This is a genomic window from Streptomyces sp. NPDC001717 (assembly GCF_042892775.1).
In the GTDB taxonomy this organism is placed as follows: domain Bacteria; phylum Actinomycetota; class Actinomycetes; order Streptomycetales; family Streptomycetaceae; genus Streptomyces.
Genome location: NZ_JBIAUK010000031.1, coordinates 1 through 25,730 on the forward strand (window position 1 = coordinate 1; position 25,730 = coordinate 25,730).

Annotated in this window: 19 protein-coding genes, 1 tRNA gene and 1 pseudogene; 10 read left to right on the top strand and 11 right to left on the bottom strand. The window is 71.1% G+C overall.

Going from position 1 to position 25,730, the window contains the following annotated elements:
* Positions 1–251: 251 nt before the first annotated feature.
* A complete protein-coding gene (locus ACFYZL_RS33025; protein WP_384745961.1) occupies positions 252–989 on the bottom strand; it encodes a GPP34 family phosphoprotein in 738 nt (245 codons plus the stop codon).
* Between the two features lie 234 nt (positions 990–1,223).
* Between ACFYZL_RS33025 and ACFYZL_RS33030 the strand changes: the two genes are divergently transcribed.
* The 5 genes from ACFYZL_RS33030 to ACFYZL_RS33050 all read left to right on the top strand — a co-directional run bounded on the left by ACFYZL_RS33030 (position 1,224) and on the right by ACFYZL_RS33050 (position 8,665).
* Positions 1,224–4,094, top strand: coding sequence for a hypothetical protein (locus ACFYZL_RS33030; protein WP_388684108.1), 2,871 nt, complete (start codon positions 1,224–1,226; stop codon positions 4,092–4,094).
* A gap of 72 nt (positions 4,095–4,166) precedes the next feature.
* On the top strand, positions 4,167–6,068 hold the full coding sequence (locus ACFYZL_RS33035; RefSeq protein ID WP_388684111.1) for an MFS transporter: 1,902 nt from the start codon (positions 4,167–4,169) through the stop codon (positions 6,066–6,068).
* A 179-nt stretch (positions 6,069–6,247) separates the two neighbouring features.
* Positions 6,248–6,454: a hypothetical protein gene (locus ACFYZL_RS33040; protein WP_384745964.1), complete on the top strand. Its 207-nt coding sequence runs from the start codon at positions 6,248–6,250 to the stop codon at positions 6,452–6,454.
* Positions 6,455–6,675: 221 nt separating this feature from the next.
* The gene (locus ACFYZL_RS33045; protein ID WP_388684114.1) at positions 6,676–7,290 is read left to right on the top strand and encodes a sortase domain-bontaining protein; all 615 of its coding nucleotides are present in this window, start codon (positions 6,676–6,678) and stop codon (positions 7,288–7,290) included.
* 136 nt (positions 7,291–7,426) lie between these two features.
* Positions 7,427–8,665, top strand: a complete 1,239-nt coding sequence (locus ACFYZL_RS33050) for an ATP-binding protein (protein WP_388684117.1) — start codon at positions 7,427–7,429, stop codon at positions 8,663–8,665.
* 57 nt (positions 8,666–8,722) lie between these two features.
* On the opposite strand, the gene ACFYZL_RS33055 is transcribed toward ACFYZL_RS33050, so the two are convergent.
* A tRNA-Arg gene (locus tag ACFYZL_RS33055) sits at positions 8,723–8,795 on the bottom strand.
* 172 nt (positions 8,796–8,967) lie between these two features.
* Positions 8,968–10,260, bottom strand: a complete 1,293-nt coding sequence (gene serS / locus ACFYZL_RS33060; protein WP_384745967.1) for a serine--tRNA ligase — start codon at positions 10,258–10,260, stop codon at positions 8,968–8,970.
* Positions 10,261–11,046: 786 nt separating this feature from the next.
* On the opposite strand from serS, the gene ACFYZL_RS33065 reads away from it, so the two are divergent.
* Positions 11,047–11,550: a nucleoside deaminase gene (locus tag ACFYZL_RS33065; protein ID WP_384591494.1), complete on the top strand. Its 504-nt coding sequence runs from the start codon at positions 11,047–11,049 to the stop codon at positions 11,548–11,550.
* 105 nt (positions 11,551–11,655) lie between these two features.
* On the opposite strand, the pseudogene ACFYZL_RS33070 reads toward ACFYZL_RS33065, so the two are convergent.
* The 7 genes and pseudogenes from ACFYZL_RS33070 to ACFYZL_RS33100 form a co-directional block, all read right to left on the bottom strand.
* Positions 11,656–12,285 (bottom strand): annotated as a pseudogene (locus ACFYZL_RS33070) (histidine phosphatase family protein); the annotation flags it as partial.
* A gap of 179 nt (positions 12,286–12,464) precedes the next feature.
* Complete coding sequence (locus ACFYZL_RS33075; RefSeq protein ID WP_388684121.1) at positions 12,465–14,264, bottom strand: carbamoyltransferase; 1,800 nt, start codon at positions 14,262–14,264, stop codon at positions 12,465–12,467.
* Between the two features lie 21 nt (positions 14,265–14,285).
* On the bottom strand, positions 14,286–15,401 hold the full coding sequence (locus ACFYZL_RS33080; protein WP_384745969.1) for an NAD(P)/FAD-dependent oxidoreductase: 1,116 nt from the start codon (positions 15,399–15,401) through the stop codon (positions 14,286–14,288).
* Entirely contained in the window at positions 15,398–16,366 is a 969-nt protein-coding gene (locus tag ACFYZL_RS33085; protein ID WP_388684125.1) for a hypothetical protein, read from the bottom strand. Before ACFYZL_RS33085 ends, ACFYZL_RS33080 begins: the two co-directional genes overlap by 4 nt.
* 36 nt (positions 16,367–16,402) lie before the next feature.
* Positions 16,403–16,873: an SRPBCC family protein gene (locus tag ACFYZL_RS33090; protein WP_388684128.1), complete on the bottom strand. Its 471-nt coding sequence runs from the start codon at positions 16,871–16,873 to the stop codon at positions 16,403–16,405.
* Between the two features lie 56 nt (positions 16,874–16,929).
* The gene (locus ACFYZL_RS33095) at positions 16,930–17,913 is read right to left on the bottom strand and encodes a hypothetical protein (RefSeq protein ID WP_384745972.1); all 984 of its coding nucleotides are present in this window, start codon (positions 17,911–17,913) and stop codon (positions 16,930–16,932) included.
* Positions 17,914–18,441: 528 nt separating this feature from the next.
* Positions 18,442–19,719, bottom strand: a complete 1,278-nt coding sequence (locus ACFYZL_RS33100) for a M6 family metalloprotease domain-containing protein (protein ID WP_384745973.1) — start codon at positions 19,717–19,719, stop codon at positions 18,442–18,444.
* A 260-nt stretch (positions 19,720–19,979) separates the two neighbouring features.
* On the opposite strand from ACFYZL_RS33100, the gene ACFYZL_RS33105 reads away from it, so the two are divergent.
* The 3 genes from ACFYZL_RS33105 to ACFYZL_RS33115 all read left to right on the top strand — a co-directional run bounded on the left by ACFYZL_RS33105 (position 19,980) and on the right by ACFYZL_RS33115 (position 23,355).
* Positions 19,980–20,795: a TetR/AcrR family transcriptional regulator gene (locus ACFYZL_RS33105; protein WP_388684131.1), complete on the top strand. Its 816-nt coding sequence runs from the start codon at positions 19,980–19,982 to the stop codon at positions 20,793–20,795.
* 92 nt (positions 20,796–20,887) lie between these two features.
* The gene (locus ACFYZL_RS33110) at positions 20,888–22,423 is read left to right on the top strand and encodes an MFS transporter (protein WP_388684134.1); all 1,536 of its coding nucleotides are present in this window, start codon (positions 20,888–20,890) and stop codon (positions 22,421–22,423) included.
* A gap of 134 nt (positions 22,424–22,557) precedes the next feature.
* Entirely contained in the window at positions 22,558–23,355 is a 798-nt protein-coding gene (locus tag ACFYZL_RS33115; RefSeq protein WP_388684137.1) for a dioxygenase, read from the top strand.
* Here ACFYZL_RS33115 and ACFYZL_RS33120 read toward each other — a convergent pair.
* Positions 23,352–24,002 carry a Uma2 family endonuclease gene (locus tag ACFYZL_RS33120; RefSeq protein WP_388684140.1) on the bottom strand — a complete coding sequence of 217 codons (651 nt, stop codon included), beginning with the start codon at positions 24,000–24,002 and terminating at the stop codon, positions 23,352–23,354. The two genes, ACFYZL_RS33115 and ACFYZL_RS33120, sit on opposite strands and share 4 nt — an antisense overlap.
* A gap of 573 nt (positions 24,003–24,575) precedes the next feature.
* Between ACFYZL_RS33120 and ACFYZL_RS33125 the strand changes: the two genes are divergently transcribed.
* Positions 24,576–25,553, top strand: a complete 978-nt coding sequence (locus tag ACFYZL_RS33125; RefSeq protein WP_384591515.1) for an RNA polymerase sigma factor RpoD/SigA — start codon at positions 24,576–24,578, stop codon at positions 25,551–25,553.
* Positions 25,554–25,730 lie beyond the last annotated feature (177 nt).

Here is a 25,730-nt window from a genome sequence, read left to right on the forward strand (position 1 = left end):
CCGCGCGCCCCGGGCCGGCGCGCCCCCCGCGCCGCGCCGGGGCGCCGGGCCGCGGCGCCCGCCCCCCCCCCCCCCCCCCCCCCCCCCCCCCCCCCCCCCCCCCCCCCGCGCCCCCCCCCCCCCCCCCCCCCCCCCCCCCCCCCCCCCCCCCGCGCCGATGGCATTGCGGTGGAGCGGGTGGAGCGGGTGGAGCGGGTGGAACTGGTCGAACTGCCCGAACGGGTCGAGCGGGTGGAGCGGGTGGAACTCGATCAGTGCGCGGCCGCGCGGGCCATCGCACCCGTCCGGCGCGGCTGCATCGGAACACCGCTCGCCGTGGCCCGGGCGGCCGGCTGGGCCGGTGCGCGGTCGCGGCGCGGCTGTGCGGCCACACCGTTCTGGACGTCCATGACGGCGTGCGCCACGAGACCGCCCATCGGGTCGTGCCGGATCAGGTCCCGCAGTCGGGACCTGGACGACCGACCCTCGTTGCCGGGGTACAGGTGCTTGCCGAGTCCGACCGCGTGGGCCAGTGCGGCGAGCGCCGCGGTCCGCGGGTCCGGTGGTACGCCGGTGCGGATCGCAGTGTCGAGCCGGGCACGGATCTCCCGGCTGATTGCCGTGTCGGTCGCCTGGTAGCGAGTCGTCGGCAACACCCCGCACATCTGTCCCGCGACGGCATGGACCATGCCGCAGCGCTCCAGGTGCGCGAGGTAAATCTGGCGGAGCCCCAGGCGGGGTCCGCCGATCCAGTGGACGGCCCGTACCGGGCTGCCGCGCCTGCGCAGCAGTTCCAGTGCGGAGTCCAGAGTCGGATCTCCTGTCGGCCGTGGCATCACCACGGCGATACGATCCCCGTCAGGGGCTATCCGTCCTGCCAGAGCCAGCTCCACTAGCTGTGCCCCGGCCAGGCCGAGGTCGAGCGACTGCGGCTGCGCCGTGGTGCCCGTGGTCGGGTCCAAGGCGAGCAGCAGAAGCTCCTCCGGAATTGTTCTGCGGCTCCTGCCCATCCATGCCTCCCCGCGTGGATGAGTGACAGGGTGACGCCTCTCACATTCATCTGTCGAGAGCGCCTGCCTGCTTTGTGGGGGAACCCGCAGCTATGTCGTTCTCGTCTAGCACGGGGGCGATGCCCCCGAGACGGGACACTGTTAGACATTCGGACAACCGGTCGTGGCGTCGATGGAGGAGGAACGGTGGCGGGCGAGTCCCCCGACAAGTCGGTAGATGAAGGAACGCCGGGGGTGGCGGAGTCCTCCGAGGCGCGGGACCCGAGGCTGTCGGTGTTCCGACCGAGGGAACCCGAGGGCGGGTCGGAAGCCCCCGCCAAGGTGGACGCCGATTCCGGCGGCGCCGGTTCCGGCGCAGACGCCGCGAAGCGGGACCCGTTGCGCGAGGCGGTGGCGGCGTGGGTCGCCTCGTCCGACGGCGATGCCCCCGCGGCGGACGCCGATGGCGATGCGGATGCGGGTGCCGATTCCGGCGCGGATGCCGATGCGGGCGCCGACGCGGCCGCGTCCGCGGGCCGGTCGGGCTCCGCGCCCGCCAAGGGTGCCGCTGCGGCTCCGGCCGACGGTGGGCAGGCTTCCGCTCCCGAGCGGGACGGGTCTGCGGCCGACGGTGCGGCTCCGGCCGCCGGTGAGCCGGGTTCCGCATCCGTGCGGGACGGGTCTGCGGCCGACGGTGCCAAGTCCGCGCCCAAGGGCATGTCCGGCGAGGGCGCGGCCGTGGCCGGCGGTGCGGAGCGCGGGTCCGGTGCGGCTCCGGCCGCCAAGGGGACGGATTCCGCGTCCGCCGCCGACAAGCCTGCCGCCGACAAGCCTGCCGCCGACAAGCCTGCCGCCGACAAGCCTGCCGCCGACGAGCCTGCCGCCGACGAGTCGGCCGGCAGTGAGCGCACCGCGGTCTTCCGGGCCGTCAAGTCCGGTTCCGTTTCCGGTTCCGCTTCGGGCGAGGCCGTGAGCGGCCCGGCGAAGTCCGGGACTTCGGCTGCCGCCGACACGGGCAAGCCCGCGTCCGGTGCCGCTGCCGCCTCCGCCGAGACCTCGACGTCCGGTTCCGGTTCCGCCCCCGCGAAGTCCGAGGACGGGTCCGAGGCGACCGGTGCCGCGAAGCCCGCTGCGGGCCCGGGCCGCCCCGCGGCTGACGCCGCGAAGCCCGCATCCGGTGGAGCCTCCGCCGACAGCGAGCGCACCGCCGTGTTCCGTGCCGTGCGTCCGGGTTCCGGTTCTGGTTCCGGTTCTGCCTCGGGTGGGGCGCCGGCGGATGCCGCCAAGCCCGCCGCGGGCGAGTCCGCCGACAGCGAGCGCACCGCGGTGTTCCGTGCCGTGCGTCCCGGATCCGGTTCCGGCTCTGCCTCGGGTGGGGCGACCACCGATGCCGCGAAGCCCGGGTCCGGTGCGGCCCCGGCTCCCGCCAAGCCCGCCGCGGGCGAGTCGGAGGACAGCGAGCGCACCGCGGTGTTCCGTGCCGTGCGTCCGGGTTCCGGTTCCGGTTCCGGTTCTGCCTCGGGTGGGGCGCCGGCGGATGCCGCCAAGCCCGCCGCGGGCGAGACCGCCGACAGCGAGCGCACCGCCGTGTTCCGGGTCCCGAAGCCCGGCTCCGCCGCGCCCGCCGCCGGCGACCGGCCCGCTGCCTTCCGGGCGGTGAAGCCGGGGGGTGCGGCGCCGAAGGACAGTACGTTCGTACCGCTGCGCACCGATGACGCCGAGCCCGGACAGGAGTCGAAGCCGGACTCGAAGCCGCATGCGAAGCCGCCGGTCACCGCGCCGCCGGCCGCTCCGAGGCCCCCGGCGGACCACAGCGAGCGGACCACCCAGCAGCCGCTGCCGCCCAGGCCGCCGCTCGACCTGCTCGCGGACCTCACGAACAACCCGCCCCCGCCGCCGAGCCCGATGCGCACCGCGATCCGGCGGTTCAAGATCTACACGCCGATCGCGGTTCTGCTGTTGATCATCCTCGCCGTCGTCCAGCTGGTGCGCCCGCTGCCCAAGCCGACGCTCGTGATGACCGCGAAGTCCTCGTTCACCTTCGACGGGGGCGCCCCGCAGCTGCCCTGGCCCAGCGAGGGTCAGGCCTACATGGCGGCCGCCGGCCTCGGCACGCTCGGGCAGTCCGGCGAGCAGAAGCCCGTGCCGATCGCCAGCGTCACCAAGTCGATGACGGCGTACATCATCATGCGCGACCACCCCTTCAAGAAGGGGGAGAAGGGCGCGATGATCGACGTCGACAAGACCGCCGAGAGCGAGGGCCAGAAGGACAAGTCCGACAACGAGTCCACCCTCAACACGGTCAAGGAGGGCGACAAGATCTCCGAGTACGACGCGATCGCCGCCCTCATGATCCCGTCGGCCAACAACATCGCGCGGCTGCTCGCGCGCTGGGACTCCGGGACCCAGGAGGCGTTCGTCAAGAAGATGAACGACACCGCCAAGGAACTCGGCATGACCAACACCACGTACACGGACCCCTCGGGTCTGGACGCGACCACGGTCAGCACCGCCGAGGACCAGGTGAAGCTGGGCCTGAAGATCGTCGAGATGGACGCGATGATCGACATCACCCGGAAGCCCAGCTGGATCGACCCCTCGGGCAAGAAGTGGGACAACTGGAACCGCCTGGTCCCGGGCAACGACTCGCTCGGCATCAAGACCGGTACGACGACCAAGGCCGGCGGAAACCTGCTCTTCGCCGCGCAGAAGAAGGTCGGCAACACCAACCAGCTGATCGTCGGAGCCGTCCTCGGCCAGCACAAGGCGCCGATCATCGACACCGTCATCGCCGCGAGCAAGCAGCTGCTGGTCGCCACCCAGAAGTCCCTCGACGGCGCGGTCGTCGTCAAGAAGGGCGAGGTCGTGGGCTACGTCGACGACGGCCTCGGCGGCCAGGCGCCGGTCGTGGCCACGGCCGACGTGCAGGCAGTCGGCTGGGCCTCGCTCACCGTCAAGGTGAAGCTGTCGGACGGCGGCGGAGCGATCCCGCAGACGGCGAAGGCCGGCACCGAGGTCGGCGTGCTGACCGTGGGCGAGGGCGCGAGCCAGGTCAAGGTGCCGGTGGCGCTGAAGGGCGACCTCGTGGCACCGACCGTCGGCAGCAAGCTGACGCGTCTCGGCTGACGGCCGGGGACGTGTGGGATCCGGCGTCCCGGGCAACCCGGGGACGCCGGATCCCGTCTATCGGGCCGGGGCGTGCGCACCTGCGCGTGCGCGCGTGCGGATTCACGTGTGGGGAGTACGGCTGTGACCACCGCTGAGCGGCAGGACCGGCGCGAGCGTGCGGTGGTCGCGCCGCCGGCCGGCGGAGATCGCGGGCGGCCCGTGGTCGGCTGGGCCCGGCGGCATCCGGTGGTCGTCGCCACCGTGCTCGCCGGCGTGCTGCACGTCGCCTGGTTCTACAGCTTCGCCAACAGCGGCGGCGATCTGGCCGCGCAGGACGCGTGGGCCGAGTTCGTGGGCCGGCACCCCGACTCGGCGTACAACCTCGCCTGGTACGGGGGCATGCACCCCGTGTCGTACAGCGTGGTCTCGCCGTACCTCATGCACATGCTCGGTGTCCGGACCACGATGATGATCGCGGGCACCGTCTCGGCCGCCCTGCTCGCGCTGGTGCTGACCCGCTGCCGGGGCGCCGTGCGCGAGCCGCTGTGGCCCGCCCTGGCCGGGGTGTACGGGCTGCTGTGCAACGCCCTGTCCGGCCGCGTCACCTTCGGGCTCGGCGTGATGTTCGCGCTCGGCGCGGTCGCCGCGGTCTTCTGCTGGCCGCGCAAGTGGTCGCGCCGCCGCTGGGCCAAGGCCGCGGTCGCCGCACCGCTCGCCGGGCTGGCGACGGCGGCCAGTCCCGTCGCCGGGCTGTTCCTCGGGGTGATCGCGGCCGCGCTGTTCCTGAGCGGGCGGCGGCCGGGTGCGTACGCGCTGGGGCTGGCTCCGGTGGCCGTGGTCGGGCTGTCGGCGTGGCTGTTCCCCTTCTCCGGGACGCAGCCGATGAAGTTCGGCTCGGCGTGGCTGCCGTTCGTGTTCGGGCTGGCGATCATGTTCCTCGTACCGAGGCGGTGGAAGACCGTCCGGATCGCCTCGGCCGTCTATGCCCTCGGGGTGTTCCTGACCTGGGCGATCGACTCCCAGGTCGGCTCGAACGTCACCCGACTGGTGATGCTGTTCGGCGGGGCCGTGCTGCTCGCCGCCCTCCCGTACGAGGTCACGCGCTCGCGGCGCTGGTACGCGCTGGTGGCGGCCTTCGCCGGGCTCACCGTCTGGATCACGACCAACAGCGTCATGGACGTGGTCCGCACGACCCCGGTGGCGGCCTGGAACCGGGAGCTGGCCCCGCTCGTCGACCAGCTGCAGAAGGCGGGCGCCGAGCGCGGCCGGGTCGAGGTGGTGCCGGCCAGCAGCCACCGTGAGTCCTCCGCCTTCCCCTCGTACGTGAACCTCGCCCGCGGCTGGAACCGGCAGGCCGACCTGGAGCGGAACCCGCTCTTCTACGACGACACCCTGAACGCCGACACCTACCGGGCCTGGCTGGAGCGCTGGGCCGTGCACTACGTGGTGCTGCCGGCGGACAAACCCGACTCGGGCGGCGAGGACGAGGCGAAGCTGCTGCGCGGGGGGCTCCCGTACCTGCGGCAGGTCTGGGGCGACGCGAACTGGCAGCTCTTCGAGGTGGACCGGCCCACTGATCTGGTGGCCGGGCCGGCGACCGTGGTGCGGGCGGGCGCGGACCGGCTGGTCATCGACGTGAAGCAGGCCGGTCGGGTGCTGGTGCGGATCCCGCACTCGCCCTGGCTGGGGCTGGTGGACGAGGCGGGCAAGCCGGTGGCGCCGCCCGAGGAGACCTTCGCCTCGCGGGCCCGTTCCGGGGCCGGTGGCGGGGGCGGGGGCACGCTCCCGAAGGAGTACGCGAACACGGCCGGATGCCTCTTCAAGGCCGCTCCGGACGCGGCCGGGGACGTGTGGACGGAGCTGCTGGCCCCGGCGCCGGGGCAGTACCAGGTGGCGGCGAAGTACCAGCTGCCGCGGGGGACCCCCTGCCCGGAGGAGCTGATCCACCACTCGCTGGGGTCGCCGCCGCGGCCCGCTCCGCACAGCCCGTGACGCCGGGCCCGTGACGCCGGGCCCGTGACGCCGGGCCCGTGACGCCGGGCCCGTGACGCCGCGCCGATCCGAGATTCCTCGACTTCGGCCCGTCAGCCCGGGTGCGTTCGTCCCCATATCTGCATACGATCCCAATAGTCCGATTGGATGCCGTGTCCCCCGAGGGAGTTGACGACGGGATGACCAAAGAGCAGAAGCAGGATGTCCGGGCAGCCATCGCGAGGGCGCAGGCGCAAGACCGGGTGCCGCCGCGCCCGCAGGGCCACGGTTTCGAGGGGCCGGTGCGCAGCAAGGTCAAGGGCGGCCTGCACACGAAGGCCGCGCTCAAGCGGGCCGGCACTCCGCAGGGCGACCGCATCGGCGAACGCACCAGCGGCCTGAGCTGAGTCGAGATGGCGAGGCCCTTCCGGCTTTCCGGCCGGGAGGGCTTTCGCGCGCACCGCGCCCGTGACCTGCGGCTCCGGTCCCGGGTGGACCTTCATCGCTTCGCGCGGGAGCATCCGGACAATCGTTACATCGCCTACGTAGTACCAACACGTGACCCTCGTAGCGTCGGCGGGGCCGGACCACCGGACCGCCGCACCGCACCGCCCGAGGGGAACCACCCATGCGCGCCACCTTCCGTACCGCCGCCCTCGTCGTCGCCGTCTCCGGCGGCCTCGCCGCCTGCGCGGGCGGTGTGAAGCACGCGCCCGATCCCGAGGTCGGCAGCACCTCGGCCCCGGCCCCCGCCCCCGACTCCGTGCCCCGAGGCGCCCCCGCCCTCCGCCCGTCCAAGCCGACCGGGATGAAGATCGACGCGGCCGGCGTGGACGCGAAGAAGATGGTCGACCTCACGGTGGACGCGGCCACCGGCGAGCTCGGCGTGCCGAACGCCGACACGGACGCGGACCACCCCGGCTGGTGGACCCAGGGCGTCACCCCGGGCGAGAAGGGCGTCTCGGTGCTCGTCGCCCACTTCGACACCCGCCACGGCCCGGCGCTGATGAAGGAGGTCAAGAAGATCGGGCTCGGCGATCTCGTCGAGGTGCCGCGCGAGGACGGCAGGACGGCCAGGTTCAAGATCCGTGAGATCGAGGACGTGAACAAGAAGGACTTCCCCACCGACAAGGTCTACGGCGCCACCGACCGCCCCGAGCTGCGCCTGCTGACCTGCGGCGGCGAGATCAGGGACGGCCACCGCACCAACAACGTCATCTTCTACGCGGACCTGGTCGCCTGACCGGTGATCCTGCCCAGGAGGCCGCCGCACGGCAGCCGGGGCCCGCGTATTACGGTGAACCGACCGGGAACGATCACGTCACGACCACGATCACGACCACGATCACGAACAAGCCGTCGGAGCCGGAGCCCAGCCGATGACCCCGCGCCCCCGCCCGCCCGCCTGGACCTCGACCCTCACCTGGAAGGCCGCGGTCTTCATCACCCTCATGTGCTGCGTCCTCGCGGCGCTCATCGGCGGGCTCGTGCACGGCGCCATGACCCGCCAGACGGTCTCCACGGCCCGCGAGAAGGCACTGGGCAAGCTGGAACGGATCGTCAAGGAGTACGAGACCGGCGGGCGCATGGCGCGCGGCGAGGGCATCGACCCCGTGGGCCTGCCCCCCGAACTGCGCGCACTGGCCGTCGGCGGCAAACGCGGCACGGCGGTCGGCGAACACCGCGGCCGGTCCGCCATGTGGGCCGCGGCGCCCGCGGAGAACGAGACCGCGATAGCCGTCTCCGTGGACTTCACCGGCAGCGAGCGCACCATCGCCGAACTGGACCGCGCCATCCTCGGCTCGGCGGGGCTCGCCATCGGCGGCACCCTCCTCGCCGGCGCCTTCGTCGTCACCCGGATCACGCGGCGACTGCACCAGACGGCGCAGGTCGCCCGCCGGATCACCGCGGGCGACCTGGACGCGCGGGTCGACGACTCCCGGAGCTCCCGCGACGAGGTGGCGGCCGTCTCCCGAGCCCTGGACACGATGGCCTCCACCCTCCAGGGCAAGCTCGAAGCGGAGCAGCGCTTCACGGCGGACGTGGCCCACGAACTGCGCACCCCGCTGACGGGCCTGAACGCGGCCGCCGAGCTCCTGCCCCCGGGCCGCCCCGCCGAACTCGTACGGGACCGGGTGCGGGCGATGCGGGCGCTGACGGAGGACCTCCTGGAGATATCCAGGCTGGACACCCGCAGCGAGCGGGTGGATCTGGACTCGTACGACCTGGCCGAGCTCGCGGCGCGCACGATCCGGGCCTCCGGTACCGACACCACCCTGAAGGTGATCGCCTCCCTCCGAGTGGAGACGGACCGGCGGCGCCTGGACCGCATCCTGGGCAACCTGATCGCGAACGCCCACAAGCACGGCGTGGCCCCGGTCACCCTCACGGTGGACGGCCCGACGCTGACCGTGACCGACGAGGGCCCCGGCTACCCGCCCTACCTCCTGAGCTGCGGCCCGCAGCGGTTCCGTACGGAGGGCATGAACAAGGGCCACGGCCTGGGTCTCACCATCGTCGCGGGCCAGGCCCGCACCCTCGGCGCCACCCTGACCTTCCACAACCGCCGCCCGACCGGCGCCGAGGCCCGCGTGACCCTCCCGACGCCGGCCCGCTGAACACCCCGCCACACGAAGAGGACCCCCGACCTGAACGGCCGGGGGTCCTCGCTGCTGTGCCCTCGGCAGGATTCGAACCTGCGACACCGGCTTTAGGAGAGCCGTGCTCTATCCCCTGAGCTACGAAGGCGCGCCGGACGTGGTGAGGAGCCCGACCGGCAGCAATGCTGCCCGACAGAGCCACGCCAACGGCCGACCAGGGAACAGGGTAGCGGATGGGCGTCCGCATGGGGTCTTGGTTAACTCGCGCCGGCCGCAGCCACCGAGGGGGCCGCGGCCGACCGCGCCAGCGGGCCGACGATCTAGGCCTGCGGCGTCCCGTCCGCCGAGATGCGGCGGAACCCGAGGTACGGGAAGAGCGACTCGGGCAGGACGATCGAGCCGTCCTCCTGCTGGCCCTGCTCCAGGAGCGCGGCCAGGGTGCGGCCGACGGGCAGGCCCGAGCCGTTGAGGGTGGCGACGAGCTTGGGCTTGCCGTCCTCGCCCCGGGTCCGGATGTTGGCCCTGCGGGCCTGGAAGGTACCGAAGTTCGAGACCGAGGAGATCTCGCGGTAGGTCTTCTGGCTCGGGATCCAGACCTCGATGTCGTACGTCAGGCGGGCGGAGAAGCCGGTGTCGCCGGCGGCCAGCCTGACCACGCGGTAGGCGAGGCCGAGTGCCTCCAGGCAGGCCTCGGCGTGACCGACCATCGTCTCCAGCTCGGCGTCCGCGGTCTCCGGATCGACGATCTTGACGATCTCGACCTTGGCGAACTGGTGCTGGCGGATCAGGCCGCGGGTGTCCCGCCCGTACGAACCCGCCTCGGAGCGGAAGCACGGGGTGTGGGCGGTCATCCCCAGGGGCAGTTCGGACGGGGGGATGATCTCGTCGGCGTAGAGGTTGGTCAGCGGGACCTCGGCCGTCGGGATGAGGAACAGGTCGCGGTCGGCCACACCGGTCTTGAAGAGGTCTTCCTCGAACTTCGGGAGCTGGCCGGTACCGGTCATGGTCTTGCGGGTGACCAGGTAGGGGACCGCGTACTCGGTGTACCCGTGGCGACGGGTGTGGATGTCGAGGAAGAGCGTTGCGAGGGCCCGCTCCAGGGCCGCTCCGGCGCCGCGGGAGACCGCGAAGCGCGGCCCCGAGAGCTTCGTCGCGCGGCCGAAGTCGAGGATGCCGGTGGCCTCGCCGAGATCGACGTGGTCCTTCGGCTCGAAGGGGAACGCGGGAGGCGTGCCGATGCGCCGGACCTCCACGGCGAACTCCTCCGAGTCGCCGTCGGGTGCCGCGTCGTCCGGCAGGTTCGGGATGCTCAGGAGCAGTTCGCGCAGCTGCGCCTCGATCTGCTCCTGACCGGCCTCGATCTCGCGGATCTCTTCCTTCAGCTCGCGGGCGCGCTCCTTGAGCCCCGTGATGTCGCCGCCCTGCTTGGCCGTCCGCTGGACCTCGCCGGCCACGCGCTTGGACTCCGCCCGCAGTTCGTCGACCGAGCGGATGTTCTGGTTGCGCCGGGAGTGGAGGGACTCCAGCCCGGACAGGTCCAGGGCGTAACCGCGACGAGCGAGCCGACGAATCGCTTCGGCACCCATGTCGATCAGGGCGCGGGCATCATGCATGGGGAAGATCCTTCTGATCCTGCGAGCGGGAGGGGCATGCGAGGTCGACGGTAGCAACCGCCGGACCGCCCCCCTTCCGGAAATGCGCCCGGCCCCTTCCGGGAATGCGTCCGGCCCCCTTCAGGGATCCCGCCGGCTTCGCCTTCCGTTTGCGGCGCGAGGCGGCGGATGCCTTGCTGACTCCATCCGACATGGCCGGTTCTCGTCCGGTTCCGGATTTTCGGCCTGGCCGAGAAGCATCATTGCCGGAGCATGAACCAGGGATGACAGGACGAGCGGACGAGCTCTCGTAGAAGTCTACGAAGAGCGGTTCTCAGCCAGGGCACTTTTCATGTTTTCGACCGCTAGCTGACACCACTCGGTTGCCTGTCTACTCGTGACGAGTTGCCGCGAAGCAGGCGAATGCGCCTGCCGACTCCGGGTCGCCATCGCTCCTGGGGCGTCCCTGCGGCGGCCGAAATACCAGCCAGGAATCCGGTCCCTCCCGTTTCCTGGCCGAACGAAGGGGGAGGGCCTTGAGTGTGACGCTGTCTGGTCGGCGCGTCGACGTCGCATGGCCTGATCCACGCCATCCGCTACGCGACCGGGTCGGGCTCGATCCTTCCCCCGGCCGCACCGGAGCACCTGGTCGGCGCCCCGTCGCGCTGATCTCCCGCAGGGGTCACCAGCAGAGCTGACCGCTGGTCGGCGCCCGCAGAGCCCCCTTTCAGCCCCGGGTGCGGAGCACCGCACGGGCACAGCAGCACACCATCCGGGGAATCCCCCACCCTCTCCAAAGGAGTGACCATGACCGCGCACACCACCGAGGCGAGCGTTCAGGCCGTCGAGATCGCCTGGCTCGACGAGGCCATCCGCCTGGCCACCGAGAGCGTCGCGAACGGCGGCGGTCCGTTCGGCGCCCTGATCGCCAAGGACGGCGAGATCATCGCGCCCGGTAACAACCAGGTCACCTCCAACCTGGACCCGACGGCGCACGGTGAGGTCACCGCGATCCGCAACGCCTGCCAGAAGCTCGGCACCTTCTCCCTCGAGGGCTGTGTCCTGGTCACCTCGTGCGAGCCGTGTCCGATGTGCCTGTCCTCCGCCCTGTGGGCGCGCGTGGACCGGATCATCTTCGCCGCCGACCGTGACGACGCCGCGGTGGCCGGTTTCGACGACCGCAAGTTCTACGACCTGCTCGAGGTGAAGGCTTCCGGCGACTGGCCGATGTCGATCGAGCGCCTCGACCTCCCGAACCGCACGGCGCCGTTCGACGCGTGGCTGGCCAAGACCGACCGCATCGACTACTGAGCATCCCGGTCCCCGGCTCCTTCGCGCGGCAGGAGCCGGAGACCGTGGGAAAGCGCCCCGGCCCCCGTGGCCGGGGCGCTTCCCCGTTTGTGGCGCCGCCCGCGGCTACCGCAGGTGCGACGTGTCGTTGAACGACCGTACGGACGCGTTCCCGGTCGGGTAGTACGCGACCGTCGACACCGACGCCGCCGCGATCTCCATCCGGAACAGGGACTCCGGCGGCGCGCCGAGCGCCAGTCGGATCAGCTGCCTCACCGGCACCACGTGTGACACGACCAGTACGGTCCGTCCCGCATGGCGCGCCAGCAGCCGGTCCCGCGCCGCCGCCACCCGCTCGGCCACGACGTCCAGGGACTCACCGCCCGGCGGCACGGCCTCCGGGGACCTCAGCCAGGCCGCCAGCTCCTCCGGGTGGCGCTCGCGGACCTCGGCGAAGGTCAGCCCCTCCCAGGCGCCGAAATCGGCCTCTCGCAGCTCCTTGTCGACCCGTACCTCCAGCCCCAGGTGGCCGGCGGCCGCCTCGGCGGTCTCCCGGCAGCGCCGCAGCGGCGAGGTCACGACCGCCCGTACGTCCCCGCGCGCGGCCAGCAGCGCCGCGGTCGCCTCGGCCTGCCGTCGCCCGGCCGCCGAGAGCTCCGGGTCGGTGCCCCCGCTCCCGGAGAACCGCTTCTCGGGCGTCAGGGCCGTCTCCCCGTGCCGCACGAGCAGGAACGTGGTGGGCGCGCCCTGGTCGGCGAGCCCGGCCGGGGCCGGCTCGGGCCCTTTGTGCTCCTCGTGCTCGCCGTGCTCGCCGTGCTCGTCGTGCTCCTTCAGTACGTTCAAGCCTGCTGCTCCTGGGTGTGGTGGCGTACGGACCGAATGCCGTCGCCGGGGCGTCCGCGTGCGACGCCCCGGCGACGGGTGGGCAAGACGGGTCAGGCGGACGCGGCGGTCTTCCTGACGAGGTGGTTCCCGAGCACGACGTAGTCGATCTCCGTGCCGAGGAAGCAGTTCAGCGCGTCGGCCGGAGTGCACACGATCGGCTCGCCGGCCACGTTGAACGAGGTGTTGATCAGGCAGGGGACGTCGGTCAGGGCGGTGAACCGCCGCAGCAGCGCCGCCAGCCGGGGCGTGCCCTCGTCGGTGAGCGTCTGGACCCTGGAGGTGCCGTCCACGTGGACCGCCCCCGGGATCCGGTCCACGAACTCGGGCCGCACCGGGAAGACGAAGGTCATGTACGGCGACCGGGCCTTGCGGCCCATGTCGAAGACCCGCGACGCGTCCGACTCCAGGACGAGCGGCGCGAACGGGCGGAACGGCTCGCGGTGCTTGACCTTGGTGTTGATGATGTCCTTGATGTCCGGGAAGCTCGGGTTCGCAAGGATGCTGCGGTGCCCCAGGGCCCGCGGCCCGTGCTCGATCCGGCCCTCGTAGTAGCCGATGACGACCTTCTCGGTCAGCAGCTTCGACACCTGGTCGACGATCTCGTCGTCGCCCAGTCGTGTCCACTCCACGCGGTCGGCGAAGTCCGCGAGGGTCCGCTCGATCGTCGCCTCGTCGTACTCCGGACCGAGGTACGGGGTGACCGGTGCGATGGGCTCGACCTTGCCCGCGCCGTCCGGGTGGCCGATCCAGGCCTGGACCGCCGCGCCGATGGTGATGCCGGTGTCGCTCGCGCCGAAACTCACGTCCATGTCCGCGAACCGCGAGCCCTCGAACAGCGGGGTGTTGTTGAGGCAGTTCAGCGCCACGCCGCCTTCGAACAGCAGGTGGTCCAGATCGGACTTCGCCTCCAGCGCGCGGACCTGGTGGCGGGTGACGACCTCCAGCATCTCCTGCGCCGCCGCGGACACCCTGCCCTGGTACTCCAGGGTGTCCTGGCGGGGACCGAAGTACTCCTCGAAGAGCGGGTCGAGGCTGTGCGGGTCCTCCGTCGCGAGCGGCGTGGAGAAGGTGTACCGCCCGTCCTCGCGCAGTTCGACCAGGTTCTCGACGAACGGGTTCGGGACCGGCGGCTCGGCGTATCCGGCCAGGCCCATGACCTTGTACTCGTCGTTGTTGGGAACGAAGCCCAGGAAGCGGGTGATCGCGCTGAACAGGATGCCGATCGAGTGCTCCGCGCCGATCGCGGTCTCCTCGAAGACTCGGATCCGGCCTTCGCGGATCTCGCCCATGAGCGTCGAGTACCGCTCGGCGCGGCCGTCGCTGACGAGGAACGCGGAGTCCTTCATGCCGGCCAGGTACCAGCCGGTCATCGCGTGGGCGACGTGGTGCGGTACGAACACCACCTTCTTTGGGTCGGGGGCGAAGCCGGTGCGCGCGGCGAAGTCCGCGATCATCGCCTCGGGGCTGACGATCTCGGCGTACAGCCTGCGCATGCTGTCCAGGACGTACGCCCGCGCCCCGGGGTCCATGGGCGCCGCCGTGATGTCGGCCAGGAGCCGTTCCTGGACGCCCGCCGACCAGTCCCACGGAATGGCGATCAGGTCGATGTCCGAGAACTCGATTCCGGCCTGGTCGAGGCACCACCGCACCGAGTTGAACGGGAAGTCGGTGGTCTTCTTGTCCCGGTTGAGGCGCTCCTCCTCCACGGCGGCGACCAGCTCGCCGTCGACCAGCAGCGAGGCGCCCGCGTCGTGGCCCATCAGATAGTGCTTGTTGATGCCCACCGCGCCGAGGTTCTCGGCGAAGAACTCCGACACCCGGGTGAATCCGTTACAGCCCAAGACGATCATGTGAAGGTTCCTTAGTCTTTGCTACGCGGCCGTGGCCGTGCCACCGGACAGACGGTCGGTGGTGAGGCCGGCCGTGTCGGTCCAGGGCCGCTTGCCGAGCACGAGGTCGCGGACGATCTCCCCCGCCGCGGGCGCCTGGCAGAGCCCCTGGCCGGAGAAGCCCGCCGCGTAGACGAATCCGGGGCGGGAGGGGACGCGGCCGATGAAGGGCAGCCCGTCCGGGCTGACGTCGAGGTCTCCGGTCCACCCGAGATCGAGCTCCTGCCCGGCGAGGGCGGGATAGGTGGTGCCGAGCCCGCCCGCCACCCGTCGCCGCCAGTCCTCCCGGGACTCGTCCGGTCCGGGGCGGCCCATCCCGACGAGGATCCGGTCCCCCAGGGTCCTGATCCGCAGGCTGGACGGGTGCAGGGTCATCGGCAGGGCGGTGCGCGGGCCATCGGCGGGCGGGTCGGCGAGGAGCATGTCGACGGGGTACGTGATCACCGGAAGGTCCACGCCGGCCATGGCGGCGACCGTGTCGGCCCAGGGACCGGCCGCGCAGATGACGGTGTCGGCGAGGATGCTGCCCGAGGGCGTGTGGACCCGGCCGTCCGGGTCGATGCCGGTGACGGGCGTCTGCGTGTGCAGCACGGCGCCGGCCCGCTCCGCGGCCGCGGCGTAGCCGCGCACGATCGCACCGGGGTCGATGGCGTAGGCCTCGGGCGCCCAGGCGGCCGCCACGATGCGCCGCTCGTCGACGAGCGGGTTGAACCGCGCGGCCTCGGAAGGCGTCACGAGTTCGACGTCCACCCCCGCGGCCTGATGGGCGGCCTGCTCCTGCCGGAACGCCTCCACCTGCTCTTCCTCGGTGAACAGCACCAGGAAGCCGAAGCGCTCCAGGCCGAGGTCGGTCCCGGTCCGCTCGTGGAAGGAGTGGTACGCCTCCATGCTGCGGGCGGCCAGCCGGCTGGTGAGGGGGCTGCCGGGGAAGAACGTACGGACGACGCCCGCGGTGTTGCCGGAAGCCCCCGATCCGAGGGCGCCGCGCTCCAGCAGGACGGTGCCGACGCCGGCCTCGGCGAGGTGGTACGCGATCGACGTACCGATGACCCCTCCGCCGATGACGAGGGTTTCGGTGTGTTCGGGGAGCTCGGTCATGCGGGCTGCTCCTGCTTGAGGGGCTGTTGTTGGCGGAGGTGGTCGGTGGCGTCCCAGGGGAAGAGGTGGAGGTTCCAGGCGCCGAGGAGGTTGATGTAGAGGGCGAGTTGGCGGGTGACGGCGAGGTAGTCGTCGCGGTCGAGGTGGTCGAGGACGTCGAGGAAGCGTTGGGTGTAGTCCCAGAGTTTTTCGAGTCCGCAGTAGCCGAGGAATTCCGCGGGGACGCCGATGAGGAGGCGGGTCATCTGGCGGAGGGGTTCGAGGGGCATGTCGGCGACGGCGGCGCGGATGAGTCCGCCGTAGCTGGCGTAGCCGAGGGGGCGGGTTTCGCCGTTGACGAAGAGGAGGGTGGGCAGGACCGTGTCGAGGGTTCCGGCGCCGGAGGGGATGAGGCCTTCGTGGAGGTCGGCGAGTTCGGGGGGCGGGGTGAGCCAGTGGCGTTCGGTCTCGGTGAAGACGTCGTGGATCAGGGCCTGTGCGTCGGGGTTGCCGGCGGTGAGTTCGGGGATGGTGTGGCCGCCGGTGGTGCCGGCTTTGCGGACCTCGACGAGGATCTGCTTCTTGGTGGAGTAGACGGCGTCCCATACGGCGCCGCCGGCTTCCTTGAGGGCCGTGATGTCTTCTTCGCGGATGCGGCCGACGGGGGCTGCGGGCATGGGTTCGGTGAGGGTGCCGTATTTGATGCCGAGGTGTTGGAGGCCGGAGCAGAAGACGGTTCCGTCGGGTGCGTCGCGGCGGTCGGCGATCTTCTCGGAGGCGTGGAGGTGGAGCAGGGAGGGGATCGGCACGTGGTGGTAGAGGTGCTGACCCGCGACCAGGGCGTGGCCCTGGAGGCTTTGGTAGGGGAGTGATTCCCACAGTGCGTCGGCGAGTTCGGGGTTACGGCCGTCGAGTTCGGCGGTAACGGTGATACCGAGGTCGGGCCAGACGATCTCGATGTGTCGAGCGGTGGATATCCCGGTCAAGGCATTTCCCTTCAATATCGAGGTGTTCCGTCGGAATTACTTCTCGGTCGACACGAAGTGGTCCCGCATGGCGTCGGTCTGCTTCGACATCATCGCGACGATCGCCTCGATGACCGCGGGGTCCGCGTCGTCGGCGATCGTCAGCTCGCGGGTCCAGTCGAAGAAGCAGCGGTTCGGGTCGTTGGTGATCGGCCGGATGCGGATCGTGGCGACGTACTGGTCGACGCCCATGGTCGGGGCGACGGCGCGGTAGGTCTGCGAGCGCTCCACCTCGTTGCGCCCGGCGATCTCCTGCTGGACGAGACCGTCGTTGAAGACGAGCGTGAAGTCGTAACGCGCCGGCACCCGCTCGACCTCGCCGCCATCGGCCCAGCCCACGTCCTTCGCGTTGGGGCCGGACACGATCGACACCACCTTCAGGGCGTCGCGGACGACGGCCCAGACGGCGTCCGGAGTGGCGTCGATGACGGTCGAGTCGTACATCGTGTGCTTGTTGGCGATACCCATGGGAACTCCAGTTCGGAAAGGGGAGGGCGGTCGGCAATGACGAGTGCTGCGTGGACCTATTGGTTCACCAGTTCGACTGACTGTTCCTGCTTGGCGGGCTGTTGTTGGCGGAGGTGGTCGGTGGCGTCCCAGGGGAAGAGGTGGAGGTTCCAGGCGCCGAGGAGGTTGATGTAGAGGGCGAGTTGGCGGGTGACGGCGAGGTAGTCGTCGCGGTCGAGGTGGTCGAGGACGTCGAGGAAGCGTTGGGTGTAGTCCCAGAGTTTTTCGAGTCCGCAGTAGCCGAGGAATTCCGCGGGGACGCCGATGAGGAGGCGGGTCATCTGGCGGAGGGGTTCGAGGGGCATGTCGGCGACGGCGGCGCGGATGAGTCCGCCGTAGCTGGCGTAGCCGAGGGGGCGGGTTTCGCCGTTGACGAAGAGGAGGGTGGGCAGGACCGTGTCGAGGGTTCCGGCGCCGGAGGGGATGAGGCCTTCGTGGAGGTCGGCGAGTTCGGGGGGCGGGGTGAGCCAGTGGCGTTCGGTCTCGGTGAAGACGTCGTGGATCAGGGCCTGTGCGTCGGGGTTGCCGGCGGTGAGTTCGGGGATGGTGTGGCCGCCGGTGGTGCCGGCTTTGCGGACCTCGACGAGGATCTGCTTCTTGGTGGAGTAGACGGCGTCCCATACGGCGCCGCCGGCTTCCTTGAGGGCCGTGATGTCTTCTTCGCGGATGCGGCCGACGGGGGCTGCGGGCATGGGTTCGGTGAGGGTGCCGTATTTGATGCCGAGGTGTTGGAGGCCGGAGCAGAAGACGGTTCCGTCGGGTGCGTCGCGGCGGTCGGCGATCTTCTCGGAGGCGTGGAGGTGGAGCAGGGAGGGGATCGGCACGTGGTGGTAGAGGTGCTGACCCGCGACCAGGGCGTGGCCCTGGAGGCTTTGGTAGGGGAGTGATTCCCACAGTGCGTCGGCGAGTTCGGGGTTACGGCCGTCGAGTTCGGCGGTAACGGTGATACCGAGGTCGGGCCAGACGATCTCGATGTTCCGCGTGGATAACTTCTTGCTCATGACTGTCCCCTTCGTTCGAAGAACGCCAGGGGGGATCCGATGGTCCGACCGGAAAACCGGCAGCACACAGAGACCCCACGAAACGTGGTGGCCGGACGTGCGGACACAACAAGCGCAATCCCCCGTGCTGTTGACGCTTGCACGAGGAGTACACACGGGCCCCAGTGGAGTCAGCTAGCGGCCGAAGGCATGAAAACTCCCCTGGCTGAGAACCGCTCTTCGTAGATTTCTACGGGAACCGTTCGGCTCCTGACGTCACCCATGGTGAATGCTCCAGTCGGATTCCTCCCCGGTCGGGACGCGATGCGGAACGTCCCGCCGAAAGAGCCGAATTGAGTGACGGTCAGGGAAATCCACCGCCGGCCGCCGGAACCGGAACGCGCGTGCGCAGGCCGTCCGCGGCATGCTCCGAGGGTGGCGCGGAGCCCGGAACGGTACCCACCGGTAAGTGGCGGACGTGCCGGGCGTGCCGGGCGTTGGCGGAAATGATGGGTTCGGTCGGCCGGCCGGCCGCCGCGCCGCAGGCGGTCAGGGGCGGATGATCCGGACCTGGAAGTTTCCGTTGCGCAGTTCGCCGACCACCGAGATGCTGATGCCCGCCTTGTCGTCGGTGAAGGTCTCGCCCGGTCGGAACGGCGCGTCCGAGAGCTCCGAGTGCACGTTGGGTCGCCGGGTGCAGCCGCCGCTCGAACCGGAGCTGTCCGAGACCGTCACCGGGCCGTGTCCGGTGTCCACGTCGGAGTCCACCTTGTATATGAGGACCCCCGGCTTGCAGACGGCCTCGTCGTTCCCGGCCTGGGTGCGCACCTCCACCGCGTACCCGACGCTTTCCGAGATGGGGACGAAGGCCAGCTTCGTACCGCCCTCCACCGCCAGCGGCGACAGGATGTGGTCGCTGGTGCCCGACTTCGCGGCGCAGCTGATCTGCGAGCTGTCCAGCCAGCCCAGCTTCCACTTGTGCCAGCCCAGCAGGTCGTTGTTGGCGCCCCAGTCCTCGCTCATGATGTCCCAGTGCCCGACCGTGCCCCCGCCGTCGGAGGTGTAGAGGTCGGGCAGCCCGAAGACGTGGCCGTTCTCGTGGGGGAGCACCCGGTAGCCGGTCTCCCGGTAGGTGCCGGAGCCGTCGTCCTGCCGGCTGTAGACGAAGGACGTGTTGGCCAGCGGCACCCCGTCGGCGGTCGGCGCCTCGCCGTTGCCGGAGAAGGTCACCGACAGGACCGTGTCCAGGGCGGACGGCCCGGCGTTCGGGGTGACCAGGATGTTGATCAGGTCGTACCGGGTGAAGTCCACCTCGGGGTCGGCGGCCTTCGCTATGTGCTCGACGAGCTGCCGGTAGCCGGGCTCGTACGCGGATCCGCGCTCGATCCCGTACGAGGCGAAGGGCATCGGCATCCGCAGCCACGTCTTTATCGGCGCCTCGGCCCGGTAGGTGAGCCGTCCGTAGGAGCTGGTGCGGAACCAGTCGGAGGTCTGCGGGAAGAATTCCGCGAGCCGGTCCATGGCCGCCCCCTCGCCCTTGGCGTCGGGGAAGTCGATCATCAGGTTCAGTGCGCGGACCTCGCCGGTCGAGCGGGAGTACCCCGGCGGGGTCGGCAGGCCCTCGGACATCTGCACGCCCATCGTGCCGGCGATCCGGCACGGCGCCAGGGCCGACTCGGCGCTGGTGGCGACCGGCCCGGCGGCGGAGTGGCCGCGGCTGGACATGCCCGCGCTCGCGGTCGCCGTGACGCCGAGGGCCAGCGCGGTGAGTCCGATGTAGGCGCTGGTGAGGCGTGGCTTGCGTATCCGGTGGCGCGTCTGCGGCATTGGAGATCGCCTTCGGGTCCGCGGCAGCCGGCCCTGCCCGGTCTGCGCTCTGTGCGATCACCCTCTGACGGGCGTGGCGCGCCCGCGCGCCGGGAGAGGCCAAACGGTGACGGCCCCCGTAGAGCCGTGTGACCCGGCTCACACTCAGGGGTGAAATAACCGGGGACCCGCTCCCCGTTTCAACGTGAGTCCCACGAAGTGGGGACCGGCTCCCCGTTTGGGAGGGGTCGTACGGATCGCAGCGCCAGGGAGGCCCCGGAATGAAGCGCCACAGCACCGCGCGGACAGCGACAGCCGAGGCCGTCGAGGTGCGCGGGGAGGCAACGGCGCCGAAGCGGCCCCGGGCCACGGCCGCCACACCCGCGCCCGCCGCACCGGCACCCGCCGTACCCGTACACGCGCCCGCCGCACCCGCACCCGCACCCGGTGCACCCGCAGGGGAACCCGCTCGTGTCGTCCCGCGCCCGCGGGCCGACGCCGTGCGGAACCGGGAGCGGATCCTCACGGCCGCCCGCGAGATGTTCGTCGAGTTCGGCTGCAACGCCCCCTTCGACGAGGTCGCCCGCCGGGCGGGCGTCGGCAACGCCACCCTCTACCGGCACTTCCCCGACCGCCCGACCCTGATCCACCAGGTCGTGCTGTTCGTGATGGGCCGGGTCACCGCCTCCGCGGAGGCCTCCCTCGCGGAGGAACCCGACGCCTTCGCGGCCCTGTGCCGCTTCACGCACGCCGCCGCGGACGAGCGGATCGGCGCCCTGTGCCCGATGCTCGCCGAGGGCTTCGATCGCGACCATCCCGAACTCCTCGACGCCCGCGCCTCCCTGGAGGCCGCCGTCGAAACCCTCCTGACCGCCGGTCAGCAGGCGGGCCTGATCCGCACGGACGTCGGCGTCGGTGACCTGATGGTCGCCCTGTCCCAGCTCAGCCGCCCTCTCCCCGGCACCGACTGCCTTGAGATCGACCGCTTCACCCACCGTCACATCCAGCTCTTCCTCGACGGGTTGCGGGCTCCGGCCCCCTCCGTGCTGCCCGGTTCGGCGGCCACGCTCGAGGACCTGAGGCGGAAAACCATGTGACGCGCAGGCCCGCCCCAAATATCGTCTTTCAGTAATTTTCTCGCCGTACGTCCCATACGTCATTCATTCCGCACCGCGAAGTGGGTACCCCCATGTCCAAAACAGCCGCGACACCCCCGCAGGCTGCCGCTGATCCCAGTCGCTGGAAGGCCCTCGTCTTCATAGCCCTGGCCCAGCTGATGGTCGTCCTCGACGCGACCATCGTGAACATCGCCCTCCCCTCGGCCCAGACCGACCTCGGCATCTCCGACGGAAACCGCCAGTGGGTCATCACCGCGTACGCGCTGGCCTTCGGCGGTCTGCTCCTCTTCGGTGGCCGCATCGCCGACAAGTGGGGCCGCAGGAACGCCTTCGTCGTCGGCCTCATCGGCTTCGCCCTGGCCTCCGCCCTCGGTGGCGCGGCCAACGGCGAGGCCATGATGCTGGGCGCCCGCGCCCTCCAGGGCGCCTTCGGCGCGCTGCTCGCCCCGGCCGCGCTCTCCCTGCTGGCCGTCATGTTCACCGACGCCAAGGAGCGGGCCAAGGCCTTCGGCATCTACGGTGCGATCGCGGGCGGTGGCGGCGCCGTCGGCCTGATCCTCGGCGGGTTCCTCACCGAGTACCTCAACTGGCGCTGGACCTTCTTCGTCAACATCCCGTTCGCGATCATCGCGGCCGCGGGTGCCTGGCTGGTCATCCGTGAGCCCGCGGGCGGTCGCAACCGCGCGCCCCTCGACATCCCCGGCGTGGTCCTGTCCACGCTCGGTCTCGTCGCGCTGGTCTACGGCTTCACCCGCGCCGAGTCGGCCGGCTGGTCGGACGCGGTCACCGTCTCCATGTTCATCGCGTCGGCGGTGCTCCTCGCCTCCTTCGTCTTCGTCGAGTCCAAGGTGAAGTCCCCGCTGCTGCCGCTGCGCGTCCTGCTGGAGCGCAACCGCGGCGGTGTCTACCTCTCGCTGGGCCTCGCCGTCATCGCGATGTTCGGCCTGTTCCTCTTCCTGACCTACTACCTCCAGGTCGTGAAGGGCTTCTCGCCCGTCAAGACCGGCTTCGCCTTCCTGCCGATGATCGCGGGCATGATCACGGGCTCCACCCAGATCGGCGCCCGCCTGATGACCCGGGTCGCGCCGCGGCTGCTGATGGGCCCGGGCTTCCTGCTCGCCGCCACCGGCATGCTGCTCCTGACGCAGCTGGAGGTCGGGTCCTCGTACCCGGCGCTGATCCTGCCGGCGCAGCTGCTGCTCGGCCTCGGCATGGGTACGGCGTTCATGCCCGCCATGTCGCTGGCCACGCACGGGGTGAACCCGGCCGACGCCGGTGTCGCCTCCGCCATGGTCAACACCTCGCAGCAGGTCGGCGGCGCCATCGGCACCGCGCTGCTGAACACCATCGCCGCCTCGGCGACCACCGCGTACCTGACGGACCACGCGGCCGAGGCCGCGGCGGGCGGCGCGGCGGCCAAGCTCGTCCAGGCGCAGGCCATGGTCGAGGGCTACTCCTCCGCCATCTGGTGGGCCGTCGGCATCCTGGTCGCCAGCTCCACCATCGCCCTGACCCTGATCAACACGGGCCGCCCGGGCGCGGGCGGCGTGGTGGCCTCCGGTTCCGCGGAGGACGCGGAGATCAAGGTCCCGGTGGTCGCCCACTGACGGGGGCGGTGCCCGTCCGGGAATGACTGACCACCCCGCTTGGTTCAAATTTGAACCAAGCGGGGTTAGTCTTTTCGGGTGGCCCCGTACGACCCCGCAGGGCCCGGCCCCGCACCCCGACGGAGGAGCTCCCCATGACCCCCACGGCCACGCCCCCGCAGGGAACCCGCATGCCGGCGCTCTACCTCAGCCACGGGGCCCCGCCGCTCGCCGACGACCCGGTCTGGCCGGGCGAACTGGCCGCCTGGTCCGCCGACCTGCCCCGCCCCCGGGCGATCCTGATGGTCTCCGCCCACTGGGAGGAGGCGCCGCTCGCCCTCGGTGCCACCGAGACGATCCCGCTCGTCTACGACTTCTGGGGCTTCCCCGAGCACTACTACCAGGTCCGGTACGAGGCCCCGGGCGCCCCGCAGCTCGCCGCCGAGGTCCGCAAACTCCTCCGGGCCCCCGGCACCCCCGTCCAGGACATCCCGGACCGCGGGCTCGACCACGGCGCGTACGTCCCCCTGGTGGAGATGTTCCCGGAGGCCGACATACCGGTGCTCCAGATATCCATGCCGACCCTGGACCCGCGCCGCCTGATGGACATCGGCCGCAAGCTCGCACCCCTGCGCGACGAGGGCGTCCTGATCGTCGGCAGCGGCTTCTTCACCCACAATCTGGCGGCCCTCCGCCACGCGGGCACGCCCGCCTGGTCCGCGGAGTTCGACGCCTGGGGCCACGAGGCCCTCGCCGCGGGCGACCTGGACTCCCTGCTCGACTTCGAGGCCAAGTCCCCCTCGGGCCGCCTGGCCCACCCCCGCACGGAACACTTCGCCCCCCTCTTCGTCACCCTCGGCGCGGCCGACGCCACGGGCGACCTGACCGCTCGCCGCGACCCGGTGACGGGCTTCTGGATGGGCCTCTCGAAGCGCTCCCTCCAGTTCGGCTAGCCCTTGCCGCCGCGCAGCGGCCCGGTGACGTCCTCACCGATGACGAACCCCTTGGCGGGGCCTTCGGGGACGGTCACCCCGGTGCCGTACGGCATCCGCACCTCGGACGCGTATCGGGCCTCATCCGGCACGGGTCCGGTCAGCAGGCTGACGGTGCCGTGTCCGTCGTGGTCGTCGATGATCACGTACACGGGGATTCCGGCCCGCGCGTAGGCCCGCCGCTTGCGCTCACGGTCACGCTCGATGCTGTCCTTGCCGGGTGACACGACTTCGGCGATCAGCAGCACGGCGGAGGCTTGGATCCCGAGGCCGTCCTCGGTGACGTGTTCATCGGCGTCTTCCAAGGCGACGAGAACGTCCGGGATCCACACCTTGCGCTTGTGGATGACGTTGATGTCCTGCAAGGCGGCGAACTCGCCGGCATCCAGGAACTCGTCCAGTGCGCGGCGCAGCCGATTGGCGATCCGACCGTGTGAGTAGCGGCCCGTGGGCGACACCTCGATGAACCCCTCGACGATCTCGGCGTGATAGCCCTCGGGGAGTTCCATGGCCTTCCATGCCTGCCACAGGACCTCGTCCAGGTTCGACGGGGGAGTCGCGACCTTCGGCATTACGGCCTCCAGCGTCTCGTGGGCGAGAGCGGTCATGTGCGGCACCTCCTCTGAGTGTGGGCGTCGCCGGCCGGGTGGCACAAGCGACTCCCTGATGCTGGAGCTCGCTTGTCCCATGCCGCAGGAATATGCCCACGTGCTACCCGGAAGAGTGATGACTCGCGGCTTCCGTTCATGTGACGTGGCCAGGTTTCGGGCTGAATGTACTTCTTGCGGCGCTTTCGGCGATTCGGTCGCCAGTCCAGGCAACCAGAAGCCGCCACGGGCCGTCTTCGGGGTGGGAGTGCGGCCAGGGGCGGCCTTGCCGGATGTGACGGCGATCTCACGCGCGCCGTGTCGTACGCGTCCGCGAGGGATACCGGATCGGCCTCCGTTCCGTGCCTGACCTGCACCTCCTCGGAGCCTTGCGGCATCCGCTTCCCCCTCGCGGCGGGGCAGGATACTGCAAGATCTCGAAAAAGAGGGAGCAACGTGGGAATTCTGTCCTGATTCCAGTCGTTGTTTCCTTCGGAAGCGGGCACTCGGGAGAGTGTCCGAAGGGCGTCCCACCGCACCACGGTGGCCGTCCGGCAGCCGCACCGCGACCGAACTCATTGCAAGGGAGCACGCATGGCAACCCGCGCCGTCGCCCGCCGTCAGTCCACGAGCAGCGCTCGCGCCGCGGGCGGGGAGATCGCAGACCGCGACCTGGTCGGCATGTACCTGGACGAGATCGCGCGCACCCCGCTGCTCGACGCCGCCAAGGAAGTGGAGCTCTCGCAGATCATCGAGGCGGGCGTCTACGCCCAGCAGATCCTCGACGGCGAGATCGAGCGGCAGGGCGACGTCCCCGCCCGTGAGGAGCTGGAGGCGCTGGCCGCCGAGGGCGAGCGCGCCAAGGAAGTCTTCATCCGCTCCAACCTCCGCCTCGTCGTCGCCGTGGCCCGCCGCTACCCGCGCAGCGGTCTGCCGCTCCTCGACCTCATCCAGGAGGGCAACGCCGGCCTGGTCCGCGCGGTCGAGAAGTTCGACTACACCAAGGGCTTCAAGTTCTCCACGTACGCCACGTGGTGGATCCGCCAGGCGATCACCCGCTCCATCGCGGACCAGTCCCGCACCATCCGCCTTCCCGTACACCTGGTCGAGGAGCTCGGCCGGATCCGCCGCGTCCAGCGCGAGTTCAACCGCGAGCACGGCCGGGACCCGGAGCACGCCGAGATCGCCGCCGAGCTGGACTCGACGGAGAAGCGCGTGGGCGACGTCCTGGACTGGGCGCGCGACCCGGTCAGCCTGAACATGTCGGTCGACGACCAGGGCGAGACGCAGTTCGGCGACCTCCTGGAGGACACCGCCGCGATCTCCCCCGAGCAGTCCGTGCTCTCCCTGCTGCGCAGCGAGGAGCTGGAGGACCTGCTCGGCAAGCTCGACCAGCGCACCGCGTCGATCATCAAGATGCGGTACGGCATCGAGGACGGCCGGGAGCGGACCCTGACGGAGGTCGGCAAGCAGCACGGCCTGACCCGCGAGCGGATCCGCCAGATCGAGAAGCACGCGCTGCTGGAGCTGAAGCGGATGGCGCGCGACACGGGCTTCGACGCCGTGGCCTAGCGCGGCCGGCCCACCCCCCGAACGAGCCCCGGTGCCTATCCCCCCCAGGCGCCGGGGCTCCCCCGCGTCCCGCGTGCGGCTCAAAACCCCGGGGCTCCGCCCCGAACCCCGCGCCTCAAACGCCGGCGGGGCTGGATTCGCCCTGCGGGCAAACCAGCCCGCAGGGCGAATCCAGCC

Excerpts from the sequence above, each read along its gene's own strand:
- ACFYZL_RS33025 (WP_384745961.1), bottom strand. The coding sequence starts at position 989 with ATGGGCAGGAGCCGCAGAACAATTCCGGAGGAGCTTCTGCTGCTCGCC.
- ACFYZL_RS33040 (WP_384745964.1), top strand. The coding sequence starts at position 6,248 with ATGACCAAAGAGCAGAAGCAGGATGTCCGGGCAGCCATCGCGAGGGCG.
- ACFYZL_RS33045 (WP_388684114.1), top strand. The coding sequence starts at position 6,676 with ATGCGCGCCACCTTCCGTACCGCCGCCCTCGTCGTCGCCGTCTCCGGC.
- ACFYZL_RS33050 (WP_388684117.1), top strand. The coding sequence starts at position 7,427 with ATGACCCCGCGCCCCCGCCCGCCCGCCTGGACCTCGACCCTCACCTGG.
- serS (WP_384745967.1), bottom strand. The coding sequence starts at position 10,260 with ATGCATGATGCCCGCGCCCTGATCGACATGGGTGCCGAAGCGATTCGT.
- ACFYZL_RS33065 (WP_384591494.1), top strand. The coding sequence starts at position 11,047 with ATGACCGCGCACACCACCGAGGCGAGCGTTCAGGCCGTCGAGATCGCC.
- ACFYZL_RS33075 (WP_388684121.1), bottom strand. The coding sequence starts at position 14,264 with ATGATCGTCTTGGGCTGTAACGGATTCACCCGGGTGTCGGAGTTCTTC.
- ACFYZL_RS33080 (WP_384745969.1), bottom strand. The coding sequence starts at position 15,401 with ATGACCGAGCTCCCCGAACACACCGAAACCCTCGTCATCGGCGGAGGG.
- ACFYZL_RS33090 (WP_388684128.1), bottom strand. The coding sequence starts at position 16,873 with ATGGGTATCGCCAACAAGCACACGATGTACGACTCGACCGTCATCGAC.
- ACFYZL_RS33095 (WP_384745972.1), bottom strand. The coding sequence starts at position 17,913 with ATGAGCAAGAAGTTATCCACGCGGAACATCGAGATCGTCTGGCCCGAC.
- ACFYZL_RS33100 (WP_384745973.1), bottom strand. The coding sequence starts at position 19,719 with ATGCCGCAGACGCGCCACCGGATACGCAAGCCACGCCTCACCAGCGCC.
- ACFYZL_RS33105 (WP_388684131.1), top strand. The coding sequence starts at position 19,980 with ATGAAGCGCCACAGCACCGCGCGGACAGCGACAGCCGAGGCCGTCGAG.
- ACFYZL_RS33110 (WP_388684134.1), top strand. The coding sequence starts at position 20,888 with ATGTCCAAAACAGCCGCGACACCCCCGCAGGCTGCCGCTGATCCCAGT.
- ACFYZL_RS33115 (WP_388684137.1), top strand. The coding sequence starts at position 22,558 with ATGACCCCCACGGCCACGCCCCCGCAGGGAACCCGCATGCCGGCGCTC.
- ACFYZL_RS33120 (WP_388684140.1), bottom strand. The coding sequence starts at position 24,002 with ATGACCGCTCTCGCCCACGAGACGCTGGAGGCCGTAATGCCGAAGGTC.
- ACFYZL_RS33125 (WP_384591515.1), top strand. The coding sequence starts at position 24,576 with ATGGCAACCCGCGCCGTCGCCCGCCGTCAGTCCACGAGCAGCGCTCGC.